Genomic DNA, 23,725 nt, shown 5'->3' on the forward strand with positions numbered 1-23,725 from the left:
GGGGGCATAGGTATAGCGCTCCCGGTCATCAGCAAGCCTGTCAGTCCTGCAACCAGTAATTGTTTCCTCATGTCATAAACTTACAAATAATCGGGCAAGATTTCATTACCAGTGCCTGACTATCAAATAATTATTAAAAAACCGTATATGTTTTTGTCAAATCGCCAGATATTCGTTAAATTAGAATATTCTATTGAAGATATTTTACAGTTCCGCTATAAATATTAAAATATCTTTACTATTTTGTCTAAATCTTTTATATTTTTTAACCAATCGCAATTTTAGTTACCAATACATTCAATTGTTTGTTATATTTGCAACCTTGCGAGTAAAGTAGATTTTAATAAAACATGGTCAATCTCATTTTATTTGGCCCTCCCGGTAGCGGTAAGGGTACACAAAGTGCTAAGATAATAGATAAGTACGGGCTTATACATCTGTCTACCGGCGATTTGCTGCGTTCAGAGATAGCCAATAAAACACCTTTGGGCATGGAAGCCACCAAGTTTATGGACCAGGGTTTACTGGTACCGGATGAAGTGGTGATCGGTATGATCAGCTCCAAGCTGGACGCCAATCCGGACGCCCGGGGTTTCATTTTTGACGGTTTTCCCCGTACTACCGCCCAGGCAGAAGCGCTGGACAAATTGCTGGCCCTGAAAAAAACGGCTATCTCGGTGGTATTGTCCCTCGAAGTACCGGAAGATGAACTGATCAAGCGCCTGCTGAACCGCGGTAAAACCTCCGGCCGTAGCGACGATTCCTCTGAAGACGTGGTAAAAGCACGTATTGTGGAATATCATAATAAAACAGCGCCGGTAGCTGACCACTACGCAAAATTCGGCAAGTTCAGGAAAGTGAAGGGAGATGGCAGTGAAGCGGAAGTATTTGACCTGCTCTGCAAAGAACTGAATGAACTGGTAGCAGAGAAGGTATAAAGGGGTTTTATCCCGCCATTAGAAAGACATACAGACCTTATATAACACGCAAAGATTGTAAGTTAGGAGCTAAGGACACCGGAAAAGTGTACCAAATTCGCTCAAACTTAACGATCTTTGCGTTTTATTTTCTGGCAGCAGCCATTTTGGTTTAAAAATATTGATTAGTGGAAAAAGCGAACTTCGTAGATTATATCCGTGTATTTTGTAAGTCTGGTAAAGGCGGCGCAGGCAGTATGCATTTTATGCGTACCAAGTTCAATGCGATGGCCGGCCCCGACGGTGGCGACGGTGGCAGAGGCGGACACGTGATCCTGAGAGGGAACGCTCAGTTATGGACCCTGTTGCACCTGCGCTGGCATAAAAACCTGCTGGCAGAAGACGGTGAAAACGGCAGTGGCGACAACTGTACCGGCCGCTTTGGAAAGGATATTATCATCGAAGTACCGCTGGGCACTACTGCCAAAGACGAAGAAACAGGCCGCGTGGAAGCGGAAATCCTCCACGATGGCCAGGAAGTGATCTGGATCCCCGGCGGCCAGGGCGGCCGCGGCAACGCCTACTTTAAATCGGCTACCAACCAGACACCGGAATATGCTCAACCCGGCATGCCCGGGCAGGAAGGCTGGAAAATCGTAGAACTGAAAGTACTGGCCGACGTAGGACTGGTAGGTTTCCCGAATGCCGGCAAATCCACCCTCCTTTCCACTATCTCCGCCGCCAAACCCAAAGTGGCAGACTACGCTTTCACCACCCTCACCCCCAACTGGGGATGGTAGCGTACCGTGACAACCAATCCTTCTGCATGGCAGACCTTCCGGGCATCATCGAAGGCGCCCACGAAGGCAAAGGACTGGGTCACCGGTTTTTACGACACATTGAAAGAAACGCCGTTTTATTATTTCTGATTCCTGCCGACAGCGCCGATCACCGCAAAGAGTTTGACGTGCTGGTCAACGAACTGGAACAGTATAATCCCGAGCTCCTGGATAAACAGTTTTTGCTGGCCATCAGTAAAAGCGATATGCTCGATGACGAACTGAAAGCCGCCATCGCAGCAGAATTGCCGGAAGATGTGCCGCATGTATTTATCTCCTCTGTCACACAGCAGGGAATCACTGAGCTGAAAGATATCTTGTGGCAAGCCCTGACAGACAAAGACAACCAGATAAGTACAGCCGGCACCGTTAGCGCCGAATAACTGACAGGGCAAGGGACCTGTAATAAAACGTCCATGTTTCGTTACACGATCCCACTTACTATGAAAACACTGTTAAAGCTTGTACTGCCGGCATCCCTGCTGATGACGGCCTGCCAACAAACAAAAACACCTGTTAAGGAAAAACCCGTCCAGATCGATACTATGCAGCTGATAGCCCTCCCGGCGCCGTCAGCTGAAAAAGTCGCGTCCAATGAAGTGTCTGTAGTAAGCCGCGACAGTACGACGTATGTGCGTTTCGGTGACTGCTATTTTTCGCTCGACTGGATTTCGGCAGACCAGCAACGCAATGACTTTGAAAAACATCCTGATACCCTCTACTTTTCACTCGAGCCCAAACGCACCATCGAAGGCCAGATGCTGGCCATTACCACCGGCGAAGCCGAAAAAATAAAAGTATGGCAGCGCTTCGAAACCAGCGCACGCGTAGGACGGCAGGTGCTCCGTCAATGGAAACACTACCGCAGCGAGTGGGAACAGCTTCACCCTGAAGCCAGCAACTTTTTTATCTGCCGGAAATATACCGCTGCGCAAACCAACCGGTTGCCCGAGGACGCCACCCTCGAAAGCCTGCAACAACACGTAAAAAAACACTACGGACAAGCGCTCTTTAACCAGGTAGCCCTCCTGCAGGCCCTGCCCGAGGCGGTCATCACCACCTACTTCCTGAAGTTCAACGGCACCCTGCGCAACTCCCCCACCAAAATCAATAAACTGCTGGTTATCCAGGTAACGCCCTGACAGTACTAAAAAAGAGAACCGGCAATGCAGACGCATCACCGGTTCATATCAATCGGCTGTACTTAACAGAACAGGGGTTTTCAGTTCCGGCGGGTGAAACAACATAGCGGTGCACAGGCAATTCGCAAATTGATGACCCACCAGAACAGGATAGTTAATGCAACTCTTACACCCTTCCCAGAAACGGGTGTCAGTAGTAATTTCGGAATAAGTAACCGGCAGGAAGCCCAGCCGGCTGTTTAACTTCATCACCGGCAAACCGGTAGTGATACTGAAAATTTTTGCAGATGGATATAAAAAACGACTTAACTCGAATATCTTCTTTTTGATGGCCGCCGCCACTTTCAGTCCCCTGAAAGCCGGTGACACTATCAAACCGCTGTTCGACACAAAACGGTTGTTTTGCCAGGCCTGTATGTAAGAAAACCCCGCCCAGAAACCACTCTTCGTAAAAGCGATGACCCCATTCCCCTGCAGGATCTTTTTCTTGATATCCAATGGATTCCGCTTCGCGATACCAGTTCCCCTGGCTTTGGCGGAAGATTCCATTTCGGCCACAATGGGCAGCGCAAAGTCCACGTCTTCCGGCGTCGCTACCCTGACAATTATCTCCTCATCTGTTTCCATTGTAAATGAGTTGTTGCTGTATGTAAAGACCATAAATCGCATCCGGTATCAGGCCATAAATCCTGATCCGGTTCACGGCATCGCCCAGTGGCACTTTACTAAGCGCCGGCACAAATACCCGGGTGATGGCGCCCCTTACCACTTCATTGCCGCGTTCATATAGCTTCCCGGCCAGCTGCAGACATCTGCCGGCCACCGGAAAATTCTGTTCCCGCAATTGCCGGTCGGTATATTCACTGAAACATCCTACGGTGTCGTATATGTGAAATATCGCCGGAAACTGATGTAAAGCTTTTTTAAGTGCCGGTATATGATCTTCTATATAAGCCGGCACTTCGTATTGGTTTATCATGGCTGATCGTTGTTACTGATCAGCTAATGCCAAATGGTATTCCACAAACAGCAAGGGAACGTTAAAACACAGCAGGAATAAGGATTTTTAACAATTTACAGGAAGATGCCAAACGGAAAAAGTCTTCCGTTTCTGCATGGTGTTTTCAAAAAATGCAAGGCCGGCCACGGCAATTAACAGTAAAGCCTGACACCTTTTACGGCGTCAGGCTTTACCTCAATTATTTATCTGTGAATATCAGGCGGCAGCCAGCGGCGGAACCACGCTGCGCTTATTCTTAGCGGCTTTCTTTTTCTTCATGGTCCGGTTGATCCACAGGATGGTACCGGTAGTAGGGAAAGTAGCGCCGAGCAAAGCCAGCAGCAGTGCAAAAATTTTAGACGGCAGCCCGAAGATGGAACCGGTGTGCAGCGGTTTGATCATGCCCCTTACCTTCTGGCCAAGGTTTCTTTCACTGAAAGTCTGCGACTTCAATACCTTACCGCTGAACTGGTCGAGGTAGTAACTGGTGGTAGCTGCCTCGTTCAATGCGCCGGCGGGCAGCAGGGTCACCTGTATAGACGCTTCTTTGTCTCTCGGCATCGCCACGGCATAATATTGCGCATCGGGCGCCTGCTGTTTTACCTGCGTTAAAGCCGCCTCATAGGAGATGTTACCGGTCGTCTCCGGCGCAACGACCGATGCCGGCGCTTCCATGGGCTTGGGAGACGCCCCCAGCACAGCAAACAGCCCTTTATTGAACCATTCGTACGACCAGGTAAGGCCGGTAAATACCGATACAAACAGGAAGATGCAGACATAGAAGCCCAGCACCACGTGCATATCATGATTCAGCCTTTTCCAGCCCCCGTCCCACTTCACTTTAAGACGCTGTTGCAGTATCTTACGCGTTTTAGGCCACCATAATACGATGCCGGTAATGAGAATGAACAGGAAAATCAGGGTGCTGGCACCGGTGATCATCTTGCCGGTGTCTCCGGCCAATAACCAACGGTGAAGGGAGAATATCTGGTAGTAGAAAGTTTTCTGATAACTGTAAAGTTCTATCACCTTGCCGGTATACGGGTTAACAAAGGCGGTGCGGCCTTTTGATTTCTTTTGTTCTTTACCGCCGGCCCTGACAGCTTTATCCCCGGCAGGCTTCATTTCTTTGCCGGCCTCTTTTTTACTTTCCCCGCGCGCTTCTTTGCTCATCCCGCCCTTTTTACCTTCGTCCAGCTGAACGGCCAGGGAACGGGACGGATCTGCATACACCTGGATACGGGAAATACCCGCGCCCGGCACCTGCTGCTTCACCATCTCGGCGATCTGGTCCAGCGGTAACCGTTCCTTTTCAGGCGCTACGTAATAGCGGCTGTGATTAAATGCTTCCGTCAGCTCCTTTTCAAATACCAGTAAAGCACCGGTCAGACAGCTGATGGTAATAACCAGGCCGGCCGCCAGCCCGAGGTATAAGTGAATACGGCGAAAAAAAACTTTCATATCAGACTTGATCCAACCGCAAAAAAACGATCCGTGACGCGAAATATACTTGCGGAAGAGGAAAAAGATTTACGCAATCCGGAATTTTTTCCACGCAAAGATATCTAAGGTCAACATTTGTTTAATAAGAACGCAAAGAAGCGAAGACCAGTTTTAATTCACCCACTCAGTATTCAGCCATTTAAATATTATATTTTCTTATAATAAACAAATGAGTAAATGGATAAATGAACAAATAAAACTGGTCTTCGCTCCTTTGCGTTCTTAATAATATCAATAATCTCTGCGCGCTTTGCGAGAAAACTAGAGCAGACCACCCAGCATACCGCCGGCAGCGCTCTTCATCTCTGCTTCCCACGTGTTTTCCGCATCTTTCAATGCACGATTCAGCGCTGTCAGCAGCAGATCTTCCAGTTCTTCTTTATGCTCCGGCGTCATCAGCCGCTCCGCCACTTCAATACTTTTTACCTGACGGTTGCCATCCACTGTTACTTTAATCGCACCGTCGCCAGCTTCGCCTTCCAGCGTAACTTTAGCCAGACGCTCTTTCCCTTCTTTCATTTTCTGTTGGATCTGCGTCAGCTTGCCGAATAAATCACCAAACATATCTTGTGTTTTTTTAGGGCCGTAAAGATAAGTTTTTACCACACCGTTTTAATATTCAATATTTTAAATATACGTTAGCCACAAGCAACAATTATGTATCTTACCATCAGGTATAAGTTATCAGCTTAAAAAATGGAGACTAAAGTTTGTATTATTGGTGCCGGTCCGGGCGGGGCATGTGCAGCCCTTCAACTGGCACAGCTGGGCATCGGATGTATCGTAGTGGACAAAGCCGTTTTTCCACGGGATAAGGTCTGCGGCGATGGCCTCAGCGGAAAAGTTTTAACCATCCTTGAAAGAATAGACAAAGGCATCGGCGAGCGGTTACAGCAGGCTGTTTTTAAAATGAACAGCTGGGGCGTCACCTTCGTTGCCCCCAACCGTATCGGCATGGACATCCCCTACAAGGCCGACTATCAGCAGGATAAAAGCGATCCCCGGGGGTTTGTCTGCAAACGTATAGACTTCGACAACTTTCTGGTGGAAGAGCTGAAACGCCGGCCGGAGATCCGCTTGTTCGAAGGCGTCAGCATCGATAAATATGAACTGCGGCCGGATGGCTATCACCTGTCGGACAAGGAAGGGACTTTCCAGGTGAAAGCCGACCTTATACTGGTAGCCAACGGCGCCCATTCCGCCTTCACCAAAGAGGTGGCAGGCATCAAAATGGAACCGGACCACTACATCGCGGGTCTTAGGGCCTATTATAAAGGCGTGTCAGGCCTGCACGAGGATGCTTTCATTGAACTGCACTTCCTGAAAAACATGCTGCCCGGTTACTTCTGGATATTCCCGCTTCCCAATGGCGAAGCCAATGTGGGCGTAGGTATGCTCAGCACCACCGTGCGCAACAAAAAAGTGAACCTGAAAAAGCTGATGCTCGACACCCTCGCCACCGACCCGATCATGAAAGAGCGCTTTAAAAACGCTACGCTGGAAGGTACCATCGACGGCTACGGTCTCCCGCTGGGCAGCAAAAGGCGGAAGCTGCATGGCGAACGGTATATGCTGGTCGGCGATGCGGGTTTCCTCATCGACCCCTTCACCGGCGAGGGCATCGGCAACGCACTGTATTCCGGCCAGATAGCCGCCAAACAGGCTGCAGCAGCCATCGCGGCCAACGACTACTCCGACGGCTTCCTCGGCGGCTACGATAAAGAGATTTACCGCATTCTCGGACCGGAAATGGAAGTCAGCACCAAACTGCAAAAACTGATCAAATACCCGTGGCTGTTTAACCTGCTGATGAAAATAGGCTCCCGCAACAAACAACTGAAGGAGCTGATGATGTGCATGTTCCACGAGGTAGACCTCCGTAAGCGACTGGGCAATCCCCTGTTTTATGTGAAGTTATTATTTAACCGATAATCCAATCATCCCTGTGAGATACATCATTCTGCTTGCCATCTGCTTTTCCACTGCTATCGCTCATGCTCAAAAACAGACCATGAGCACTGAACAACTGCCCAAGATGACGGTCCAGACGGCCAACCAACTGGCCGCGCTGCCGCTGAAATGCCTGGACCTTCCTTTCCCTTATAAAACAGGTGTGGTGTTTCCGGACAGTTCCCTGCTGGGCGCTCCGGCGGGTTATCATCCGGCGTTCTACGGCTGTTTCGACTGGCACAGCAGCGTTCACGGCCACTGGATGCTGGTACGCCTGCTGAAAATGTTCCCCGATATGGACAGGGCGGCAGAGATCCGCACCAGGCTGGCGCAGCACCTCACCGCAGAAAATATTCAGACAGAACTGCAGCTGTTTAAGGGCAAAGAAAACAAAAGCTTTGAACGCATCTATGGCTGGAGCTGGCTGCTGCAGCTGCAACGGGAACTTCTGACCTGGAACGACCCTCTGGGCAAAGAACTCAGCCGCAACGTACAACCGCTGGCCAGCCATTTTGCCACCGCATATGTGGATTTCCTCGGAAAACTGATGTACCCTATCCGCGTAGGCGAACATACGAACCTGGCCTTCGGCCTGTGCCTCGCCTGGGATTATGCACAGACCACCGGCGATAAAGCCCTGCAAACCGCCATTCACGATGCGGCCATGCGCTTTTATGGCAAAGACAAAAACGCTCCGGTAGCATGGGAGCCCGGCGGCTACGACTTCCTCTCTCCCAGCCTCGAAGAAGCAGACCTGATGCGCCGTATCATGCCGGAAAAAGAATACCGCCCATGGCTATACGCTTTCCTGCCAGGCCTCTTCCAGAACCCTATTACCATTCTGCAACCCGGACAGGTAAAAGACCGTACCGATGGTAAACTCGTGCACCTCGACGGCCTCAATCTCAGCCGCACCTGGTGCCTCGATGCTATCGCCCGCCACGGCGGCAAAAACCAGCAGGCCATCCAGGCCCTCGCCAACAAACACCTGCTGACCTCTTTCCCGCAGATCGCCAGCGGCGACTATGCCGGTGAACACTGGCTGGCCTCCTTTGCCGTATACCTGCTTACGGCAGAACAGCAATAGGCTGTACGGAACGTATTAATCCCCAGCTATGACCCGTACCTTGAAAACAATACTGCTGTTACTGCTGGCACTCATGCCGGCAGTAACACAAGCACAGCATAAAGCCGTCAGCACCGGCCCCGCCCCTTCCTGGCTGGTTCCCTGGCAGCCCAACCTCCAGCAAAAGCCCAACGCCAAACACATCAGCGACGGCTTCTACCTGCTGCTGGCAGAAACACAATACCACGCAGAACTGAAAAGCGACTACCATCACTACGTCCGCCAGATCGTTTCCGAAGCCGGCATTCAAAACGGCTCGGAAATATCGGTAGACTATGATCCGCAATACGAAAAACTGACGTTCCACCGCATCGTCATCAAACGCGACGGCCGCGAAATCAACCGCCTCGCCGGCGCCTCCTTTAAAGTACTGCAGCAGGAAGAAGAACTCTCCCGCTTTATCTACAGCGGCACCTACACTGCGTGGCTGATCCTGGAAGACGTACGCAAAGGCGACCAGATAGAATACAGCTATTCCCTTACCGGCGCCAACCCCATCTTCGATAACAAAATCGATGAAGAATATTACCAGGTGGCCGCAGAACCGGTGGTCAACTTCTACCGGAACATCATCGCCCGCCCCGGCAGGCAGCTGCACTTCAAAGCGTTCAACCAGGCTACAATGCCTCAACAACGCAACTGGAACGGGCTTACCGTCTACGAATGGCATAACATCAACCTGCAGGATACCGACAACTTCAGCAACCTGCCCTCGTGGTACAATCCCTTCGCCCGCCTGCAAATCAGTGAATACAACAGCTGGCAGGAAATAGCGCAGTGGGCGCAAAGGATCAATACCGTCGCACCTCCGGGCATTGCAGTCAAAAATAAAATCGCCGCCCTGAAACAACAGGCCGGTAACAGCAAGGAAGCCTACCTGCTGGCAGCCCTTCGTTTTGTGCAGGACGATATCCGCTACATGGGCATCGAAATGGGGGAATACTCCCACCGCCCCAATACACCCGATAAAGTACTGGCACAACGCTTCGGCGACTGTAAAGACAAGTCCCTCCTGTTGTGCACCCTGCTCAACGGAAACGGCATCAGCGCCAACATGGCCTATGTAAATACCGACCTGAAAGAGGCCGTCAGTCAACGGCTTCCCTCTCCCACCTCCTTCAATCATGCCATTGTTTGCGCCACGCTCGGAGACAAAACCTGCTGGCTGGATGCCACCCTCTCCTATCAGCGGGGCCGGCTGGCCGATTTCTGCGAACCGGACTTCCAACTGGCGCTGGTGATCACGGACACTGCTACCCGGCTAACACCGATCCGTAAAGAGAACAACGGGCATATTGTTATCCGGGAAACGCTTACCCTGCCGGAGGAAGAAGGTCAGGACGGCTCCCTCCTGGCCAGCACCGCCTGGTACCGCGAAGACGCCGATGCGCAAAGAGCTGCTATGGCGTCCGCCAGCCTCAAGGACAAAGAAGCTACCTTCCTCACTTTCTACCGGAAGTTTTATGGAGAAATGACACTGAAAGACTCCCTCCAGCTGCGCGATGACGCTGACAGCAACATCTTCCGCACCCGGGAGCATTATGTGATCCGTCACCTCTGGAAAAAAGACAGCGCCAACCGCAAACTCCTCTTTTCCATCATCGCCCAGTCACCATCAGACATATTGCCTTATGTGACAGACGAAAACAGGATGGTTCCCCTGGCCATTAAATACCCTTTTGACCAGGATTACCAGATCATCATTAACACACCCATAGAATGGTCGCTGGATGAAAAACCGCTGCATATCAAAAACGACTACTATCAGTTCGACTTCACCGCTACCCGCACCGGCAAACAGATTGTACTCTCCTATTTCCTGAAGACGTTTCGGGACCATGTGCCGCCGGCATTTATGCCGCAGTATGCCCGGGAGGTGAAAGAAATACAAAAGACCACTTCGCTGGACCTGACGCTGAAGCCCGCCCTCCTGCAGCCTATAGGTCAGCCCGCAGGCAATGGCAACTGGCTGGCGATTGTGCTGGCCATCTGTGCCGTAGCGGTATTTGCCTACCTGGGCACGCAGTATTACAAACACTCTTTGCTGCCGGTGCAACATCCGCTGGACCCATTGCCCATTGGGGGTTGGCTGTCACTGCTGGCTATCGGGCTGGTATTCTCTCCCATGTCTGACGTGCTGTTCCTCTGTGAGGCAAAGGTGTTTAATTACGAAACGTGGACAAGCATCGCTGCTCGCAGGGATATAGGGAATGTCACAGTGGTACAGCTCTTCCTGGTCGGAGATATGGTGATACGGGTTTTTCTGCTGTGCTATTCGGTGCTACTGGCGGTGCTGTTCTTCAACAAAAGAGACACCTTTCCTTTTGCGCTGGCGACCTATTACTTTATCAATACGCTGTACCTGTTTTTCTTTCACCGTATTCATGGTTATTATTTCGGGGAAAGCACACAGGGAAATCTGCTTGATCCGGACTCCATTGTATGGCCACTGCTGCGCATGGCCCTCTGGGTACCTTATCTGCTGATGTCCCCGCGTGCGAAAGCAACCTTTATTATGCCGCATCCGGCGCTGCTGCGGGATAATTAAATGGTTTCAGAATCGAAGACCACCACCCGGGACCAGTACTGTTTGCACTGCTCTATAAAATTGATATGCACAGGGTGCGCCTGGTAACGATCGTGCGCTTCCAGGTTTTCAAACACGCATAGCATACAGTAGTCATAATCTTTGTCGATGGTAGGGCTGTCTACCACCGGCGCCGGTTTGCCTACGTTAAAAATAGCGATGTCATCGATCGTATGCAGACTGCTCACACCTGCTTCAAAACGTCTTCTGTCGTCTTCAGACAATCCGGGTTTCAGATAAAAATTCACCACGTGTACGAGCTTTTTCTCTAATGCTTTCATGCTTAATATTTTAGATGATAGTAATCAGGATTCTTTATTGACGTAGCGGTTGACCGTCAGCAGGTTAACGATATATACCAACCCGAGTACCAGCACCGTTCCGGCAACTACGCCGGGGCCGGGCCATGCACTCACCACCATGTCATGTTTGGCCAGCACCGCGGCGGTCATATACTGCAATGCGGCCAGCAGCAGTAAACATACTATCCCGATGATAATATACAGCGGTACAAACTGTTTCAGCAGGTATCTTTTCAGCTGGCGGGGAGCCGTGCCCAGCATGACCAGCAATTGTATTTCCCGCTTGCAGGAAGCAATGATCAGCTGGATGAACATACTGAATACAAGCATCGCAAACAGCAGTAGTATCAGCCCGAAGAAGCCGATCACGGATACAATGGTCTGTACGATCAGGCGTGTTTTACTGAATTTGAGCTTGTCGAGGTTGGTCGTATAGCCATTATCGTCCAGGAACTTCACCAGCGTGGGGTTAGACGGGTCCGGCGTTTTGATGATCACGCGGGACACAGGCGCTTCGCGGGTGGTGCCGTATTTGTCATTGGCCCAGGACATAAAGGAAGCAGGCACCAGGAAGGACGAAATCCTGTCTGAGAAGCCCACCACATGCCCAATAAATGGTTCCTGGGTGATGTTATTGGAGATAACCACCTGGAGGGGCAGCGCCTTGACAGTTTCCTGCGAAATCTGCGGCAGGTCCTGGCTGAGCGAAAACCCGAAGTTATACAGGTTGAGGAAGTCGCTGGGGAGGATAATGGGAATGGTACGGTCGCCGGCGCTCCATTTCCAGTCGTCGTCTTTTACGTCCAGGAAGCTGTCGGGCACCGATTCGAAGAACATGTCCGTAGCAAAATGCAGGTCCCCGGGGGCCTGCACCACCACTTTAAACCGGCTGGAAGTGATTAACCCGAACGACTGCACGAAGGGCTGGGCTTTGATCCGGTCTGTTTCTTCCGGGGTGAAGGCGCTTTTACCGCTTTGTCCCATGATGGCGTTGGTGATTTTTTTGTTGATCACCAGGAAGTCGGCCGTCTCGTTCTGGTTTTTAGCGCTGTACAGCAGTTGGTTGAAGTTGGAGTGTACCTGTATGGCCACCAGTATCAGCAGCATAGCGATGCCGAGGCCCACGGAGGCCATCAGGAAGCGGCTTTTGCCAATGCCGGTGTGAATTATCTTTTTTAGCAGTTCAAAAAACGGGCGCATGGAAAAACATTAAAGCTGGTAATGAACATCGTAGGAAAAATGCTGGTCATCATCCAGGTCGGTTAAAATAAACCCGGCGTTGCGGGCTTTACATTCCTCTGCGATGAGGCTGGCGGCACGGCGGGTATTTTCCTCGTCGAGGTGGCTGAAGGGTTCGTCCATCAGCAGCCACCGGAAGGGCTGCGACAGCGCCCGGATAATGGCGATGCGTTGCCGTTCGCCGTACGACAGTGTTTTGCTGCTTTGTTGCAGTACATGCGTCACATTGAGGCGGGCGGCCATTTCCCTGATTTTTTCCGGGGAGCAGTACGGGTTGGGCAGCATCACCCTTTTGAGGTCGATGTTTTCGACGGCGGTGAGCTGTTCAAACAGCCGCAGGTCCTGGAAGATGATACTGATCTGTTGCTGCCGCATGGCGGCCAGTTCATTTTTATTATAAGCGGGCCATGGCCGGTTATCGACCAGCACCGTGCCCGTATAGTCGTAACGGATATGGTAGAGATAGTGCACAAGGGTTGTTTTCCCCGTGCCGGAGGGGGCTTTTATTTTCACAAAGCTGCCGGGGCTGAAGGTGACATCCTGGTTCCAGATGCCCGAGGAGCGCTGTAGCAGCTTGTCCTTCAGGGGGATGGGCAGCAGGTGTTGTATCTGAATTTGCATATGCCGAGCTGATTAACAGATCCCAATATAAATAAAAAGGGCCGGAGCAGCTTAGTTGCTCCGGCCTGTATAAATATTTGAAAGGTAAATCGCCGATTAGTGTGCAACAGCGCTGTCAACAGCGGGGGCGGCGTTGGCAGCATCCATCGTTGCATCTGCTGCTGCGTCTGCCGGGGCGGCAAACAGGCTGTCTTCCATAGCTTTCTGTCTTGCTTTTTTAGCCTCCATTACTTTGGCAGCTTCAGTGCCGAAGTTAACCAGCTGTACCAGGCTGTTTTCATCCTTGTTTTTGAAGTTGAGGATGATTTCAGATTTGGAAACGTCGCCGCTGGTATTTTTAACGACCATGGTAACGTCTTTCAGCAGGCCTTTCAGTTTCCGGAGAAGACCTTTTTCTTCATCGCTGTCAGCTTTATCTTCCGGGATAGCGCCGATAACCTTTTCCAGGTCTGCGTAGCCACCCATCATGCTGCCTTTGATTTTGCTTTCGATGCCTTCCGGCAGTTTGATGCTGCCTTTACCCGCCAGGTAGTCCTGCAGCAGTACGCTGTCGGAGCCTACGGTGATGAATTTCTCGGTGATAGATACGGCAGGCATGCCCATAGCGGCCATATTAGAATTGGCGTATACGTAGCGGTCGCCTTCCTTGGTGAACATTTCTTTCAGCATCGGGGAAGTCATTACTTTATTGAATGCCTCCTTGTTGCCTACTTTCAGGTTGAAGATCCATTTGGAAGTAAGTTCTTCGTGGAATTCGCCGGGGTAGTATTTGGACTCTTTCTTCTCAACGGCCATGTCGGACACCACATAGGTGAACTGGCCTTCGAAAGCGTTCAGGATATCGTCCATGGACAGGCCGGATTTAGCCAGGAACATGTTAACGATGCCGTCCATACCGGTAGATTTAACGATTTCGCCCACCATGTGGAAGTCGAAAGCGTAGGAAGTGAAGCCGGTGATATTCTGGGAAGGATACTTCTTCAGCATATCCAGGTCGATTTCCTTGTTACCGTATTTTTTGTAGATGCTGGCAATTTCTTTACCCATGTAGTAGTTGCCGTTAGCTACGATCCTGCCTTTTTCAAAGGTGGAGGTACCGGTGTAATAGGTGCCTTCCATCAGTTTTTTGAAGTTGGCCGGGATCATGGTGAGCATACCGCTGTTGTAGATCGCTTCCGGGTTGATGAAGATGCTCATATCGGCATTTTCCTTCAGCATTTTGGCGAATGGTTCGAGCGTACCGGCGCTTTCGTCTTTTTTCAGGTGGAAAAGGTGATCTACCTCTGCAACCAGCACTTTGGTTTCCGCTTCTTCTTCCGCAGTAACAAGGGCTACCGGGGTAGCGGTGGCGGCGCTGTCTACCTGTACCTCTTCAGAGTCGCCGTCTGCGCCTGGCAGACCGGGGGTACCAGCCGGAGCATATTTATCAATACCATCAGGGATGGCCGTCAGGAAAATGACAGTGCCTTTGTTCCAGGCAACCACGCCTTTGCTTTCTTCTTCCACGATGTATTTGAAGTCGCTGCCGGATTTCAGGGAGAAGTTTTTCTCACTTTTTTTCAGGAAGGCTTCAAACTTGTCGGCGTCAGCGAGGCTGGCGGTGGCGCTGATGTAGGATTTGGTAGTGTTACCCTGGCCCGGGAAAATGAAGGACACAAAGAAGTGGCCTTTCAGGTCGACACCGGAATTTTCGGCATCTTTCCAGGCTTTCATCGCTTCACTGGACGTGTCTTTGGACTGCACGGCAGAGAACAGCTTGTCCATGGTGAGTCCGTTGGTAGCCAGTTTCTGGGTAATTTCTTTGGCGTTCAGGTCAATCACTACGCCGGCTGTTTTGGGGATGTGTTTACTTTCTTCCGGTACCTTGGTGGAGCAGGACGACAGCACTACCGCTGCAGTTACAGCGGTTAACAAAACTTTGGAAATTGTTCTTTTCATAAAAGATATAAGAGTTAATAATTGACTATGGTAGGGATACCGACCATTTGACCAGTACATTCCCACAATCGTGGTATTTCGGTGGTGCGAAAGTACGCATATTTTTGTAGCTTATATGTCTCTATTTTTTTGGGACAACTATGCCACATACAATATTTTGGGATCATTATAGTTAATACCTTTGTTACTTACTATGAAACAAACATCTAAAACCATCGAAAAACCTTTATGTTCCTGATTCTCCTACAGTACATCCGACCGGTAGCGGCGGTAGAGCACTTTATGGAAGCGCATACAGCGTTCCTGCAAAAATATTATGACAATGGTAAATTCATCCTGTCGGGCAGGCGAAAGCCCAAATCCGGGGCGCTGATCCTTTGCCAGGCTTCGAGCCGTAAGGAAGTGGAGCAGATCATGAGTGAAGATCCGCTGGAGAGAAACCAGCTGGCCATGTACGAGATCATAGAATTTGAACCTACCGCCTACGCCACCGCTTCCGCCAGATAGTCTTTCCTTTTTTGCCGGCTTTCGTTTATTTCTTTCCGTTGGGGCTGATGCTTACTGCATAAAGTAAATGACCTTCGTCAGCCATTTGCTGCTATCCTTCTCTTTGCCCGGATCTGTTACATACATCTCCATGGTGGGCGGAATTACTTTTTTACCCTTTTTTTCTATGAACTGCTGGATCGCTACGTGGGCATTGGCGATTTTATCGTAAGGTCCGTAGTAGTCCACATAGGCGGCCTGGGCGGCAGGCAGTGTGATGATTTCGAAGCCAGGGCCCAGGGTGCTCCCTTCCGGCACCGGTATGGCAGCTGCCATGTCTGTTTCCCGTTTTCTTTCATCCCAGGTGTAAAAAAGGCCACAGGGCACACCCGGCTGGAGCTTTGCGGTTGTGGCCGCTTTGTAGATGCGCTCCAGGTTGGTCCGGTAATAATCGGAGATGCCTTTGAAAGGCACTGTTTTCCGGACGGCAGCGTAAGTGGTGGCCGGATAATCCATTTCCCGCACGGTGACATTGATTCCGTTGGGGGTCCCGGGCCCGTTCTTATCGGCCTCTGCCATACTTTTAAGGTTGCTGAGCCCTTTAGCAAAGTCTTCTTCCAGTGCACCTTTCATAAAAAGGGCCATCACATTCTGCGGGCGGTCGTAATGGGCGTCGAAGCCCCATACCACCCTGGTTTTGCCGGCAGCCTCCGAGAGCTGGAAGTACACGTCCGACTCAGAACGGAACGGAGAAATAAATGTCAGTTTCTGTTGAACGGACTTATAAGGATCGAGCGAGAGATGCTGAAGTTTGCCCTCTCCTATCTTCTCGCCTTTCCAGGAACTTACGGCCCCCACAGTACCGTCATCTCCGGTGATGGTGTATTCCGCGGTGGAATCCATCATTTTCCAGGTATTCCATTGGTTGAACTTCTCGAACCGGACAATATCATTCCACACGACAGATGCCGGTGCATTGATCTCCACCGAACGTTCCACGTGCATTTGGGTAGGGGCAGCAAAAATGAGTATAATCAGTACAAGCAAGAGAATACCTACAATCCAGGCAAGTGCTTTTAAGACTTTCATAACTCCGGGGAATTGATTACAATAAAAATACGCTTTTTTATCGTGCTCCCGCCGGAGGTGTTGGCATCAATGATAAACGGTTCGGGTTATTCTTTTTCCTTTCTTTTTTCTGAATATTGCTTGTCGGCTTCTGTGGCCTGTTCAAAGTCCAGGATCACAGAGTTGATACAGTAGCGGAGCCCTGTTGGCGGCGGTCCGTCATCAAAAACATGCCCGAGGTGAGACCTGCAGCGGCCGCACAATACTTCGGTGCGGTGCATGCCGTGACTGTTGTCGGGGGCATAGATAACGCTGGCTTTGGCTACCGGCTCAAAAAAGCTGGGCCAGCCACAGCTACTCTCAAATTTGGCATTGGATACAAAAAGCGGATGGCCACAGGCAGCACAGTAGTAGGTTCCTTTTTCATTGCTATTCCAGTATTTGCCGGTAAATGCCCATTCTGTTCCTTTTTCTCTGGCGATATTGTAAACTTCCGGCGGTAAGATCTTTTTCCATTCGTCATCCGTTAAGTTAACCTTACTTGTATCCGAATGGGAGTAAACGTCTCCCTTCTTTTTTCCTTCTTCCATTGATTTCTTTTTGTCGCTTTTAGCGAGGGTCTGTTCAGTTGGTGACTAATAAGATGCTCAAAATTATCAGATTCTGCAGGTTCATGTATAGCGTTTTGTTTCCGTTAACGGGTCATTAACACTATCATTGTATTTTTCTCTGTTGGCCTGATAGATATTTTTTCTAATAATAAATTACGTATGAAGTGGCTTAATGGATTGTTATTTCCTGCAAATCAACCCGGTATTTCACAAATCCCCTGCTTAAATGTTTCAAACAGTCTGATAATCACCCGCGAGCAACTGCGTATAAATTATTAACTTTACGCCAAAAGGCTAGTTAAGTGGCGGACATCATCAATTTATTACCAGACAATATAGCGAACCAGATAGCTGCAGGCGAAGTGATACAAAGACCGGCATCAGCGGTAAAAGAATTACTGGAAAATGCCGTGGATGCCGGGGCGACCGAGATTCAGCTGATCATAAAAGACGCAGGCAAAGAACTGGTGCAGGTAATCGATAACGGTGGCGGTATGAGCGAAACAGATGCCCGTATGTGCTTTGAACGCCATGCCACCTCCAAGATACAATCCATAGATGACCTCTTCCAGATCCGGACCATGGGTTTCAGAGGAGAAGCCCTCGCTTCGATCGCGGCCGTTTCCCAGGTAGAGCTCAAAAGCCGGAAAAAAGGGACTGACGTTGGTTCCTATGTGGAAATAGACAACAGCGTGATCAAAAAGCAGGAACCCTGCCAAACCGCGGAAGGTACCAGCATCGCCATGAAAAACCTCTTTTTCAATGTGCCCGCCCGCCGCAACTTCCTCAAGAGTAACGCGGCAGAAATGCGACATATTGTGGACGAGTTTATCAGGGTGGCCATGGCCTTTCCCCAACTGCAGTTCTCGCTCACCAGCAACAACCAGCAACTGTTCCATCTCGATAAAGGCTCCCTGAAACAGCGGATCATCGCTATCCTGGGGCAACATTACAACGCCCGCCTGGTCAATGTCAAGGAAAGTACCGACTATATGAACGTTTACGGTTTTGTCGGTAAACCGGAAACAGCCAAAAAAACCAGGGGCGACCAGTTCTTCTTCGTCAACAACCGGTATATCAAAAGCCCCTACCTGCACCACGCAGTGATGAGCGCTTTCGCAGATATCATCCCGGCCGACAGCTACCCGCTGTACGTCCTGTTTATTGATGTCAACCCCGAACATGTGGACATCAACGTGCACCCTACCAAACAGGAAATCAAGTTCGACGACGAAAAAGTAATGTACGCCTTCGTACAGGCAACCGTGAAGCATGCGCTGGCACAGTTCAATGTGACTGCCACGCTCGATTTCGACCTGGACCCCAGCATACAGGCCCTGGACGCGGTGAGCAAACCTTTCACCAAACAACAACAGGAGGAATACACCCATTCCCCCCTCTATAAATCCTTTACACAGGCCAACCAGGCCCATATGATTGACAAAAGCAGCAACAGCAGCAATCTGAAGCACTGGAAAGACCTGTACGAAAGCAATAAAAATACGCCGGAAACCGAAGGGTACACCATCAGCTCCTACACCGTAGAGCCGGAAACCCGGCCGGCCGTAACCTACGAGAGCCAGCCCCATGCTACGGCTTCCGTGATCGACGAACGCTGGCAGGACACCGCCACCGACCAGAAAGTGCCGGTACAGGTGCACCAGCAGTTCATCCTGTCACAGATAAAATCAGGCTTCATCCTGATAGACCAGCAGGCTGCCCACGAACGGATCCTGTTCGAGCGCTACCAGCGCGCCCTCGAAGAAACGCCGATGGCCACCCAGCAAAGCCTCTTCCCCCAGACACTGCAGCTGCCTCCCGCAGACGCCGTGCTGATCAGCGAGATGCTGCCCGAACTACAGGCGCTGGGCTATGAACTGGAACCTTTCGGCAACCATACCTTCATTGTAAGAGGCACCCCTGCCGATATGCAGTCCGGCAACGACCAGGCGACGATCGAAGGGCTCCTCGAACAGTTTAAGAACTTCAGCGAGCTTAAAATCAACCGCCGCGAACAACTGGTACGCTCCATGGCGCGCAACAACGCCATCCCAGCCGGCAAAATCCTGTCCGCCCGTGAAATGCAGAACATGATCGATGAACTCTTCGCCTGCAGCATGCCCAATGTGGCGCCCAGCGGCAAGTTCACCTTCATCTCGTTCAAACTCACCGACCTGGCGCGGATGTTCGAAAGAGGCAACTGATCATTTTGATATTTGATTATTTTGATATTTGGTTATTTAGGAACCCGTTGGTTGAGGGGCTTCCCAATAACCAAATATCAAAATAACCCAATGGCTAAATCTCCTTTACCGCCTCATACAGCCGCAGGAACCGCCTGTATTTTTGCTGATACCCTTCATATTTTCCTTTATCTGGCGGAAAAACCGTCGCCACCGTTCCCTCCCCTGTTTCAAACGGTAGCTGCAACACATTGGCAGCCAATACAATAGCACCCAGCGCCGAGGCGTCGGCCTGCTGGTCGAGCGTCATTTCCTGTCCGAAAATATCGGCGAGCAGCTGTATCCATCCCGGGGTGGCGGTAAACCCGCCGCTGACGGATATCCGGCGTACCGGTCCGGCAGTTTCCGTCAGCGCCCGGCGGATACTCAGCAGCGTAAAACAGATCCCCTCCAGCAAGGCCCTCATAAAATGAGCCGCGGTATGCCCGGGCTGTATGCCCACAAAAGCCGCAGTAGCGTGGCTGTTCCAGATGGGCGCCCGCTCCCCGAGGAGGTAAGGCAGGCATAACAGAGGGCCGGTGTCCGTTTGCAGCGCCTCTTCCACCAGCGGCTGCAGGGCTGTCAGCGGCATCCGCAGGAAATCGCGCACCAGCCATTGCAGCAGCGCGCCGCCATTGTTGGTGGCGCCGCCGGTGATATACACGTCGTCAGTCAGCAGGTAGGTAAACAGGCGGCCGTGGGCGTCTGTCTGCGGCCGGGAGGAAGCCATGCGTACGGCACCACTGGTGCCGATGGTGATGGTGGCATGGCCCGGGTCCAGTGCGCGGCTGCCCAGCTGGGCCAGGCACCCGTCGCTCCCGCCGATGATGAAAGGCGTATTTGCCGGTATGCCCAGTTCCGCCGCCACTGCGGGCAGTAGGGGCGGCAGCCGGAAAGTGGCCGGTACCGGCTCCGGCAGCTGCGCGGCCGTAATACCGGCATAGTCCAGCGCTTCCCGGCTCCACCGCAGCCCGGCGATGTCAAACAGCCCGGTAGCGGAAGCAATACTATGATCGCTGTAATATCTCCCGAAAAAATGATGAATGATATATTCCTTGATACCCGGGAACATGGTCGCCCGGGCAAAAAGTTCCGGTTGCTGTTCCCGCATCCAGCGCAACTTACAGAGGGGCGACATGGCATGTACCGGGGTGCCGGTTTGCCGGTACAGTCTTTTCCCCGCTTCCGTGTCCCGCAGGGCCTGCGCCTGCGGCTCGCTGCGGTTGTCGGCCCAGAGGATCAACGGCGTAAGCGCCTGACCACTGCCGTCTACCGCCATGATGCTGTGCATGGCGCTGCTGAAGGAGATGGCCGCCGGCGGACGCCCCGCCCGGGACACCACCTCACGGATACCTTTTTTTACCGCATCCAGCAACAGCAGCGGGTCTTGCTCCGCATATCCCGGCTGCGGGTAACGGGTGGCATAGGCCTGTTGAAATACGCCCACCACCGCTCCGTTTTGAAGCCCAAGCCCAATCGTTTTAGCACTACTGGTACCAATATCTGCGCCGATGATGTAGGGTGTCTGCTCACTCATAAAAAAAAGACAACTTTTTACGCATTTAATTTATAGATTTAAAACCGGTGTTCTTTAAATAAAGTCTAAAAATTTCCACGCAGATGGCTTTTGAAATTAAAAAACAGGCTAAGCTTTATGATGTTTGTATTGTTGGATCTGGCGCCGGCGGCGGCATGACAGCCAAAATATTATCAGAGGCCGGGCTTAAAGTAGCGCTCCTGGAAGCGGGGCCAAAATACGATCCGGCAGACCCGGAGCAGGCGACTCAATTGAAATGGCCCTATGAATCTCCCAGAAGAGGTGCCAGCACTACCCGCCCTTTCGGCGATTTTGATGCCGCCTACGGCGGATGGGAGATCGACGGTGAACCATATACGAAAAAGAACGGGACAGAATTCGACTGGTTCCGCTCCCGCATGCTGGGAGGCCGTACCAACCACTGGGGCCGTATTTCCCTTCGTTTTGGAGAACGCGATTTCAAACATAAAAGTTATGACGGACTGGGAGACGACTGGCCTATCAGTTACCAGGACGTAGCACCTTATTATGACAAAGTAGATAAATTGATCGGTGTATTCGGCTCTAAGGAAAACCTGCCCAATGAACCGGACGGTTTCTTCCTGCCGCCTCCAAAACCCAGGCTGCACGAGCTGATGGTAAAACGCGCCGGCGAAAAAATGGGACTCCCCGTGATCCCCGCCCGCCTGTCTATCCTCACCCGCTCCGTCAATAAAGACCGCAGCCCATGCTTCTACTGCAGCCAGTGCAGCCGCGGCTGTACCGTGTACGGCGACTTCTCCTCCTCTTCCGTACTGGTAAAACCCGCCATGAAAAGCGGTCATGTAGACCTTTACACCGGCGCCATGGTACGGGAAGTACTCACCGACTCCAGCGGCAAAGCCACGGGAGTAGCCTATGTCGATAAATCCGACATGCAGGAATACGCTGTCAACGCCCGCGTAGTAGTGCTCGCCGCCAGCGCCTGCGAATCGGCACGGCTGCTGCTCAATTCCAAATCCGCCAAACATCCTAACGGCCTCGCCAACTCCAGCGGCGTTGTCGGTAAATATCTCCATGACTCTACCGGCTCATCCCGTGGCGGCTTTGTACCCGCCCTCATGGACCGCAAACGCTATAATGAAGACGGTGTAGGCGGTATGCACGTATACATACCCTGGTGGGCCGACAACAAAAAACTGGATTTCGCCCGTGGTTACCATATCGAACTGGGCGGCGGCATGCACATGCCTTCCTATGGTTTCGGCTTTGGCCTCGAAAATATGAACGGCAAGTATCCCGGCCGTGACGGCAAACCCAAAGCAGCCGGCGGCTACGGCGCATCGCTGAAAGACGATTACCGCCGTTATTATGGCGCCTATATCGGTTTCGCCGGCAGGGGCGAATGTATTGCCCGGGAAGATAACTACTGCGAGATAGATCCGAACGTGGTGGACAAATACGGTATCCCCGTGCTGCGCTTCCACTACACCTGGAGCGATCACGAGATCAAACAGGCCAAACACATGCAGGACACGTTTGAACAGCTGATCGTTGAAATGGGCGGTATCCCTTCCGGTACCAAACCCGGTGCAGACACCATGTACGGACTGGAAAACCCCGGCCGTATCATCCACGAAGTGGGCACCACCCGTATGGGCGACAACCCGGCTACTTCCGTGCTCAACAAATTCAACCAGTCACACGAGGTTAAAAACCTGTTCGTGGTAGACGGCGGCGCCTTTGTGTCGCAGGCGGACAAAAACCCGACCTGGACCATCCTCGCCCTCGCCTGGCGCGCATCAGATTATATCGTGGACCAGTTGAAAAAACAAAACCTTTAATTATTTAGCTATTTATTTATTTGATTATTTATTTAATGACCTAAGCGAGTGGCTTAACAACGAAAGCACCAGGTAAATAACCAAATAACCCAATAAAAAAATACCCAAATGGATAGAAGAGAATCCCTTAAAGCCCTGGCGCTGGGAACTTTATCTGTAGGCACCATCTTATCCGCCACCGGCTGTGAGGACAAAAAAACCACCGGTGAAACCAAAGCGGGCAACACCCCGGGCTACGGACGCACGCCGGACGAAGCCCTGCGGGACAAAGGACTGATGGAAGAGAAATTCTTCACCGCGGAAGAAATGAAAACCATCACCATCCTGGCAGATATCATTATACCGGCAGATGAACATTCCGGCAGCGCCTCCGACGCTAAAGTGCCCGAGTTCATTGAGTTTATCGTAAAAGATATACCCGAACACAAGCTGCCCATGCGCGGCGGCCTTCGCTGGCTGGATGTCCAGTGCGCCAAACGTTATAATAAATCCTTTGCGGAGTGCAGCCCCGAACAACGGATAGCCGTGGTAGACCTGATCGCATACCCGGAAAAGGCAGCACCTGAAAACAGCCAGGGCGTGGCCTTCTTCAACCGTATGCGCAGCCTGACCGCCACCGGCTTCTTCACCAGCAAAATCGGTATCAAAGACCTCGGTTATGTGGGTAACACCCCCAACGAATGGGACGGCGTACCGGCGGACGTACTGAAACAATACGGCTATGCTTACGACGAAAAAACCCTGGCCACCTGCCTCAAGATAGAAGACAGAGGCAAGATCATGACCTGGGATTAAATAAACGTTATGAATGATA

Annotated in this window: 20 protein-coding genes and 1 pseudogene; 10 read left to right on the forward strand and 11 right to left on the reverse strand. The window is 51.4% G+C overall.

Annotated elements, in window-relative coordinates:
* Positions 1–350 precede the first annotated feature (350 nt).
* The 3 genes and pseudogenes from HF324_RS00235 to HF324_RS00245 all read left to right on the forward strand — a co-directional run bounded on the left by HF324_RS00235 (position 351) and on the right by HF324_RS00245 (position 2,898).
* The gene (locus HF324_RS00235; protein WP_168808302.1) at positions 351–938 is read left to right on the forward strand and encodes an adenylate kinase; all 588 of its coding nucleotides are present in this window, start codon (positions 351–353) and stop codon (positions 936–938) included.
* A 245-nt stretch (positions 939–1,183) separates the two neighbouring features.
* Positions 1,184–2,139 (forward strand): annotated as a pseudogene (gene obgE, locus HF324_RS00240) (GTPase ObgE).
* A 60-nt stretch (positions 2,140–2,199) separates the two neighbouring features.
* Positions 2,200–2,898: a hypothetical protein gene (locus HF324_RS00245; protein ID WP_168808304.1), complete on the forward strand. Its 699-nt coding sequence runs from the start codon at positions 2,200–2,202 to the stop codon at positions 2,896–2,898.
* A 48-nt stretch (positions 2,899–2,946) separates the two neighbouring features.
* Here the strand turns inward: HF324_RS00245 and HF324_RS00250 are convergent, their stop codons facing one another.
* The 4 genes from HF324_RS00250 to HF324_RS00265 all read right to left on the reverse strand — a co-directional run bounded on the left by HF324_RS00250 (position 2,947) and on the right by HF324_RS00265 (position 5,965).
* The gene (locus HF324_RS00250) at positions 2,947–3,525 is read right to left on the reverse strand and encodes an N-acetyltransferase (RefSeq protein ID WP_168861717.1); all 579 of its coding nucleotides are present in this window, start codon (positions 3,523–3,525) and stop codon (positions 2,947–2,949) included.
* Positions 3,512–3,877: a DUF7674 family protein gene (locus tag HF324_RS00255; RefSeq protein WP_168808306.1), complete on the reverse strand. Its 366-nt coding sequence runs from the start codon at positions 3,875–3,877 to the stop codon at positions 3,512–3,514. Before HF324_RS00255 ends, HF324_RS00250 begins: the two co-directional genes overlap by 14 nt.
* 237 nt (positions 3,878–4,114) lie before the next feature.
* Positions 4,115–5,359 carry a PepSY-associated TM helix domain-containing protein gene (locus HF324_RS00260; protein ID WP_168861718.1) on the reverse strand — a complete coding sequence of 415 codons (1,245 nt, stop codon included), beginning with the start codon at positions 5,357–5,359 and terminating at the stop codon, positions 4,115–4,117.
* A 303-nt stretch (positions 5,360–5,662) separates the two neighbouring features.
* On the reverse strand, positions 5,663–5,965 hold the full coding sequence (locus HF324_RS00265) for a YbaB/EbfC family nucleoid-associated protein (RefSeq protein WP_168808318.1): 303 nt from the start codon (positions 5,963–5,965) through the stop codon (positions 5,663–5,665).
* A gap of 132 nt (positions 5,966–6,097) precedes the next feature.
* On the opposite strand from HF324_RS00265, the gene HF324_RS00270 reads away from it, so the two are divergent.
* The 3 genes from HF324_RS00270 to HF324_RS00280 are packed head-to-tail and all read left to right on the forward strand — an operon-like array spanning position 6,098 to position 11,025.
* Positions 6,098–7,333: an NAD(P)/FAD-dependent oxidoreductase gene (locus HF324_RS00270; protein WP_168808320.1), complete on the forward strand. Its 1,236-nt coding sequence runs from the start codon at positions 6,098–6,100 to the stop codon at positions 7,331–7,333.
* A 13-nt stretch (positions 7,334–7,346) separates the two neighbouring features.
* Positions 7,347–8,438: a DUF2891 domain-containing protein gene (locus tag HF324_RS00275; RefSeq protein WP_258539376.1), complete on the forward strand. Its 1,092-nt coding sequence runs from the start codon at positions 7,347–7,349 to the stop codon at positions 8,436–8,438.
* A gap of 28 nt (positions 8,439–8,466) precedes the next feature.
* A complete protein-coding gene (locus tag HF324_RS00280; RefSeq protein WP_168861719.1) occupies positions 8,467–11,025 on the forward strand; it encodes a DUF3857 domain-containing protein in 2,559 nt (852 codons plus the stop codon).
* Here HF324_RS00280 and HF324_RS00285 read toward each other — a convergent pair.
* From HF324_RS00285 to HF324_RS00300, 4 genes are all read right to left on the reverse strand, one after another.
* On the reverse strand, positions 11,022–11,345 hold the full coding sequence (locus HF324_RS00285; RefSeq protein ID WP_168808324.1) for a Dabb family protein: 324 nt from the start codon (positions 11,343–11,345) through the stop codon (positions 11,022–11,024). The genes HF324_RS00280 and HF324_RS00285 overlap by 4 nt on opposite strands.
* A 24-nt stretch (positions 11,346–11,369) precedes the next feature.
* The gene (locus HF324_RS00290; RefSeq protein WP_168808326.1) at positions 11,370–12,566 is read right to left on the reverse strand and encodes a transporter; all 1,197 of its coding nucleotides are present in this window, start codon (positions 12,564–12,566) and stop codon (positions 11,370–11,372) included.
* 9 nt (positions 12,567–12,575) lie between these two features.
* Positions 12,576–13,226 carry an ATP-binding cassette domain-containing protein gene (locus tag HF324_RS00295; RefSeq protein WP_168808328.1) on the reverse strand — a complete coding sequence of 217 codons (651 nt, stop codon included), beginning with the start codon at positions 13,224–13,226 and terminating at the stop codon, positions 12,576–12,578.
* A gap of 96 nt (positions 13,227–13,322) precedes the next feature.
* Positions 13,323–15,164 carry a DUF4836 family protein gene (locus HF324_RS00300; RefSeq protein WP_168861720.1) on the reverse strand — a complete coding sequence of 614 codons (1,842 nt, stop codon included), beginning with the start codon at positions 15,162–15,164 and terminating at the stop codon, positions 13,323–13,325.
* Between the two features lie 228 nt (positions 15,165–15,392).
* Between HF324_RS00300 and HF324_RS00305 the strand changes: the two genes are divergently transcribed.
* Complete coding sequence (locus HF324_RS00305) at positions 15,393–15,671, forward strand: YciI family protein (protein WP_078669760.1); 279 nt, start codon at positions 15,393–15,395, stop codon at positions 15,669–15,671.
* Positions 15,672–15,722: 51 nt separating this feature from the next.
* On the opposite strand, the gene HF324_RS00310 is transcribed toward HF324_RS00305, so the two are convergent.
* Both HF324_RS00310 and msrB read right to left on the reverse strand, forming a co-directional pair.
* Positions 15,723–16,739, reverse strand: a complete 1,017-nt coding sequence (locus HF324_RS00310) for an SRPBCC family protein (protein WP_168861721.1) — start codon at positions 16,737–16,739, stop codon at positions 15,723–15,725.
* 86 nt (positions 16,740–16,825) lie between these two features.
* Entirely contained in the window at positions 16,826–17,308 is a 483-nt protein-coding gene (gene msrB / locus HF324_RS00315; RefSeq protein ID WP_168808334.1) for a peptide-methionine (R)-S-oxide reductase MsrB, read from the reverse strand.
* A 323-nt stretch (positions 17,309–17,631) separates the two neighbouring features.
* Between msrB and mutL the strand changes: the two genes are divergently transcribed.
* The gene (gene mutL, locus HF324_RS00320; protein WP_168808336.1) at positions 17,632–19,533 is read left to right on the forward strand and encodes a DNA mismatch repair endonuclease MutL; all 1,902 of its coding nucleotides are present in this window, start codon (positions 17,632–17,634) and stop codon (positions 19,531–19,533) included.
* Positions 19,534–19,627: 94 nt separating this feature from the next.
* Here the strand turns inward: mutL and HF324_RS00325 are convergent, their stop codons facing one another.
* Positions 19,628–21,088 carry a gluconokinase gene (locus HF324_RS00325; RefSeq protein WP_168861722.1) on the reverse strand — a complete coding sequence of 487 codons (1,461 nt, stop codon included), beginning with the start codon at positions 21,086–21,088 and terminating at the stop codon, positions 19,628–19,630.
* A gap of 83 nt (positions 21,089–21,171) precedes the next feature.
* Here HF324_RS00325 and HF324_RS00330 point away from each other — a divergent pair, with 83 nt between their 5' ends.
* Complete coding sequence (locus HF324_RS00330) at positions 21,172–22,911, forward strand: GMC family oxidoreductase (RefSeq protein ID WP_168808341.1); 1,740 nt, start codon at positions 21,172–21,174, stop codon at positions 22,909–22,911.
* A 108-nt stretch (positions 22,912–23,019) separates the two neighbouring features.
* On the forward strand, positions 23,020–23,706 hold the full coding sequence (locus HF324_RS00335) for a gluconate 2-dehydrogenase subunit 3 family protein (RefSeq protein WP_168808343.1): 687 nt from the start codon (positions 23,020–23,022) through the stop codon (positions 23,704–23,706).
* Positions 23,707–23,725 lie beyond the last annotated feature (19 nt).

This window comes from Chitinophaga oryzae, from assembly GCF_012516375.2.
Taxonomy (GTDB): Bacteria; Bacteroidota; Bacteroidia; order Chitinophagales; family Chitinophagaceae; genus Chitinophaga; species Chitinophaga oryzae.

What these genes read in the sequence shown, in the direction of transcription:
- HF324_RS00235 (WP_168808302.1), top strand. Translation starts at nt 351, where the DNA reads ATGGTCAATCTCATTTTATTTGGCCCTCCCGGTAGCGGTAAGGGTACA.
- HF324_RS00245 (WP_168808304.1), top strand. Translation starts at nt 2,200, where the DNA reads ATGAAAACACTGTTAAAGCTTGTACTGCCGGCATCCCTGCTGATGACG.
- HF324_RS00250 (WP_168861717.1), bottom strand. Translation starts at nt 3,525, where the DNA reads ATGGAAACAGATGAGGAGATAATTGTCAGGGTAGCGACGCCGGAAGAC.
- HF324_RS00255 (WP_168808306.1), bottom strand. Translation starts at nt 3,877, where the DNA reads ATGATAAACCAATACGAAGTGCCGGCTTATATAGAAGATCATATACCG.
- HF324_RS00260 (WP_168861718.1), bottom strand. Translation starts at nt 5,359, where the DNA reads ATGAAAGTTTTTTTTCGCCGTATTCACTTATACCTCGGGCTGGCGGCC.
- HF324_RS00265 (WP_168808318.1), bottom strand. Translation starts at nt 5,965, where the DNA reads ATGTTTGGTGATTTATTCGGCAAGCTGACGCAGATCCAACAGAAAATG.
- HF324_RS00270 (WP_168808320.1), top strand. Translation starts at nt 6,098, where the DNA reads ATGGAGACTAAAGTTTGTATTATTGGTGCCGGTCCGGGCGGGGCATGT.
- HF324_RS00280 (WP_168861719.1), top strand. Translation starts at nt 8,467, where the DNA reads ATGACCCGTACCTTGAAAACAATACTGCTGTTACTGCTGGCACTCATG.
- HF324_RS00285 (WP_168808324.1), bottom strand. Translation starts at nt 11,345, where the DNA reads ATGAAAGCATTAGAGAAAAAGCTCGTACACGTGGTGAATTTTTATCTG.
- HF324_RS00290 (WP_168808326.1), bottom strand. Translation starts at nt 12,566, where the DNA reads ATGCGCCCGTTTTTTGAACTGCTAAAAAAGATAATTCACACCGGCATT.
- HF324_RS00295 (WP_168808328.1), bottom strand. Translation starts at nt 13,226, where the DNA reads ATGCAAATTCAGATACAACACCTGCTGCCCATCCCCCTGAAGGACAAG.
- HF324_RS00300 (WP_168861720.1), bottom strand. Translation starts at nt 15,164, where the DNA reads ATGAAAAGAACAATTTCCAAAGTTTTGTTAACCGCTGTAACTGCAGCG.
- HF324_RS00305 (WP_078669760.1), top strand. Translation starts at nt 15,393, where the DNA reads ATGTTCCTGATTCTCCTACAGTACATCCGACCGGTAGCGGCGGTAGAG.
- HF324_RS00310 (WP_168861721.1), bottom strand. Translation starts at nt 16,739, where the DNA reads ATGAAAGTCTTAAAAGCACTTGCCTGGATTGTAGGTATTCTCTTGCTT.
- msrB (WP_168808334.1), bottom strand. Translation starts at nt 17,308, where the DNA reads ATGGAAGAAGGAAAAAAGAAGGGAGACGTTTACTCCCATTCGGATACA.
- HF324_RS00325 (WP_168861722.1), bottom strand. Translation starts at nt 21,088, where the DNA reads ATGAGTGAGCAGACACCCTACATCATCGGCGCAGATATTGGTACCAGT.
- HF324_RS00330 (WP_168808341.1), top strand. Translation starts at nt 21,172, where the DNA reads ATGGCTTTTGAAATTAAAAAACAGGCTAAGCTTTATGATGTTTGTATT.
- HF324_RS00335 (WP_168808343.1), top strand. Translation starts at nt 23,020, where the DNA reads ATGGATAGAAGAGAATCCCTTAAAGCCCTGGCGCTGGGAACTTTATCT.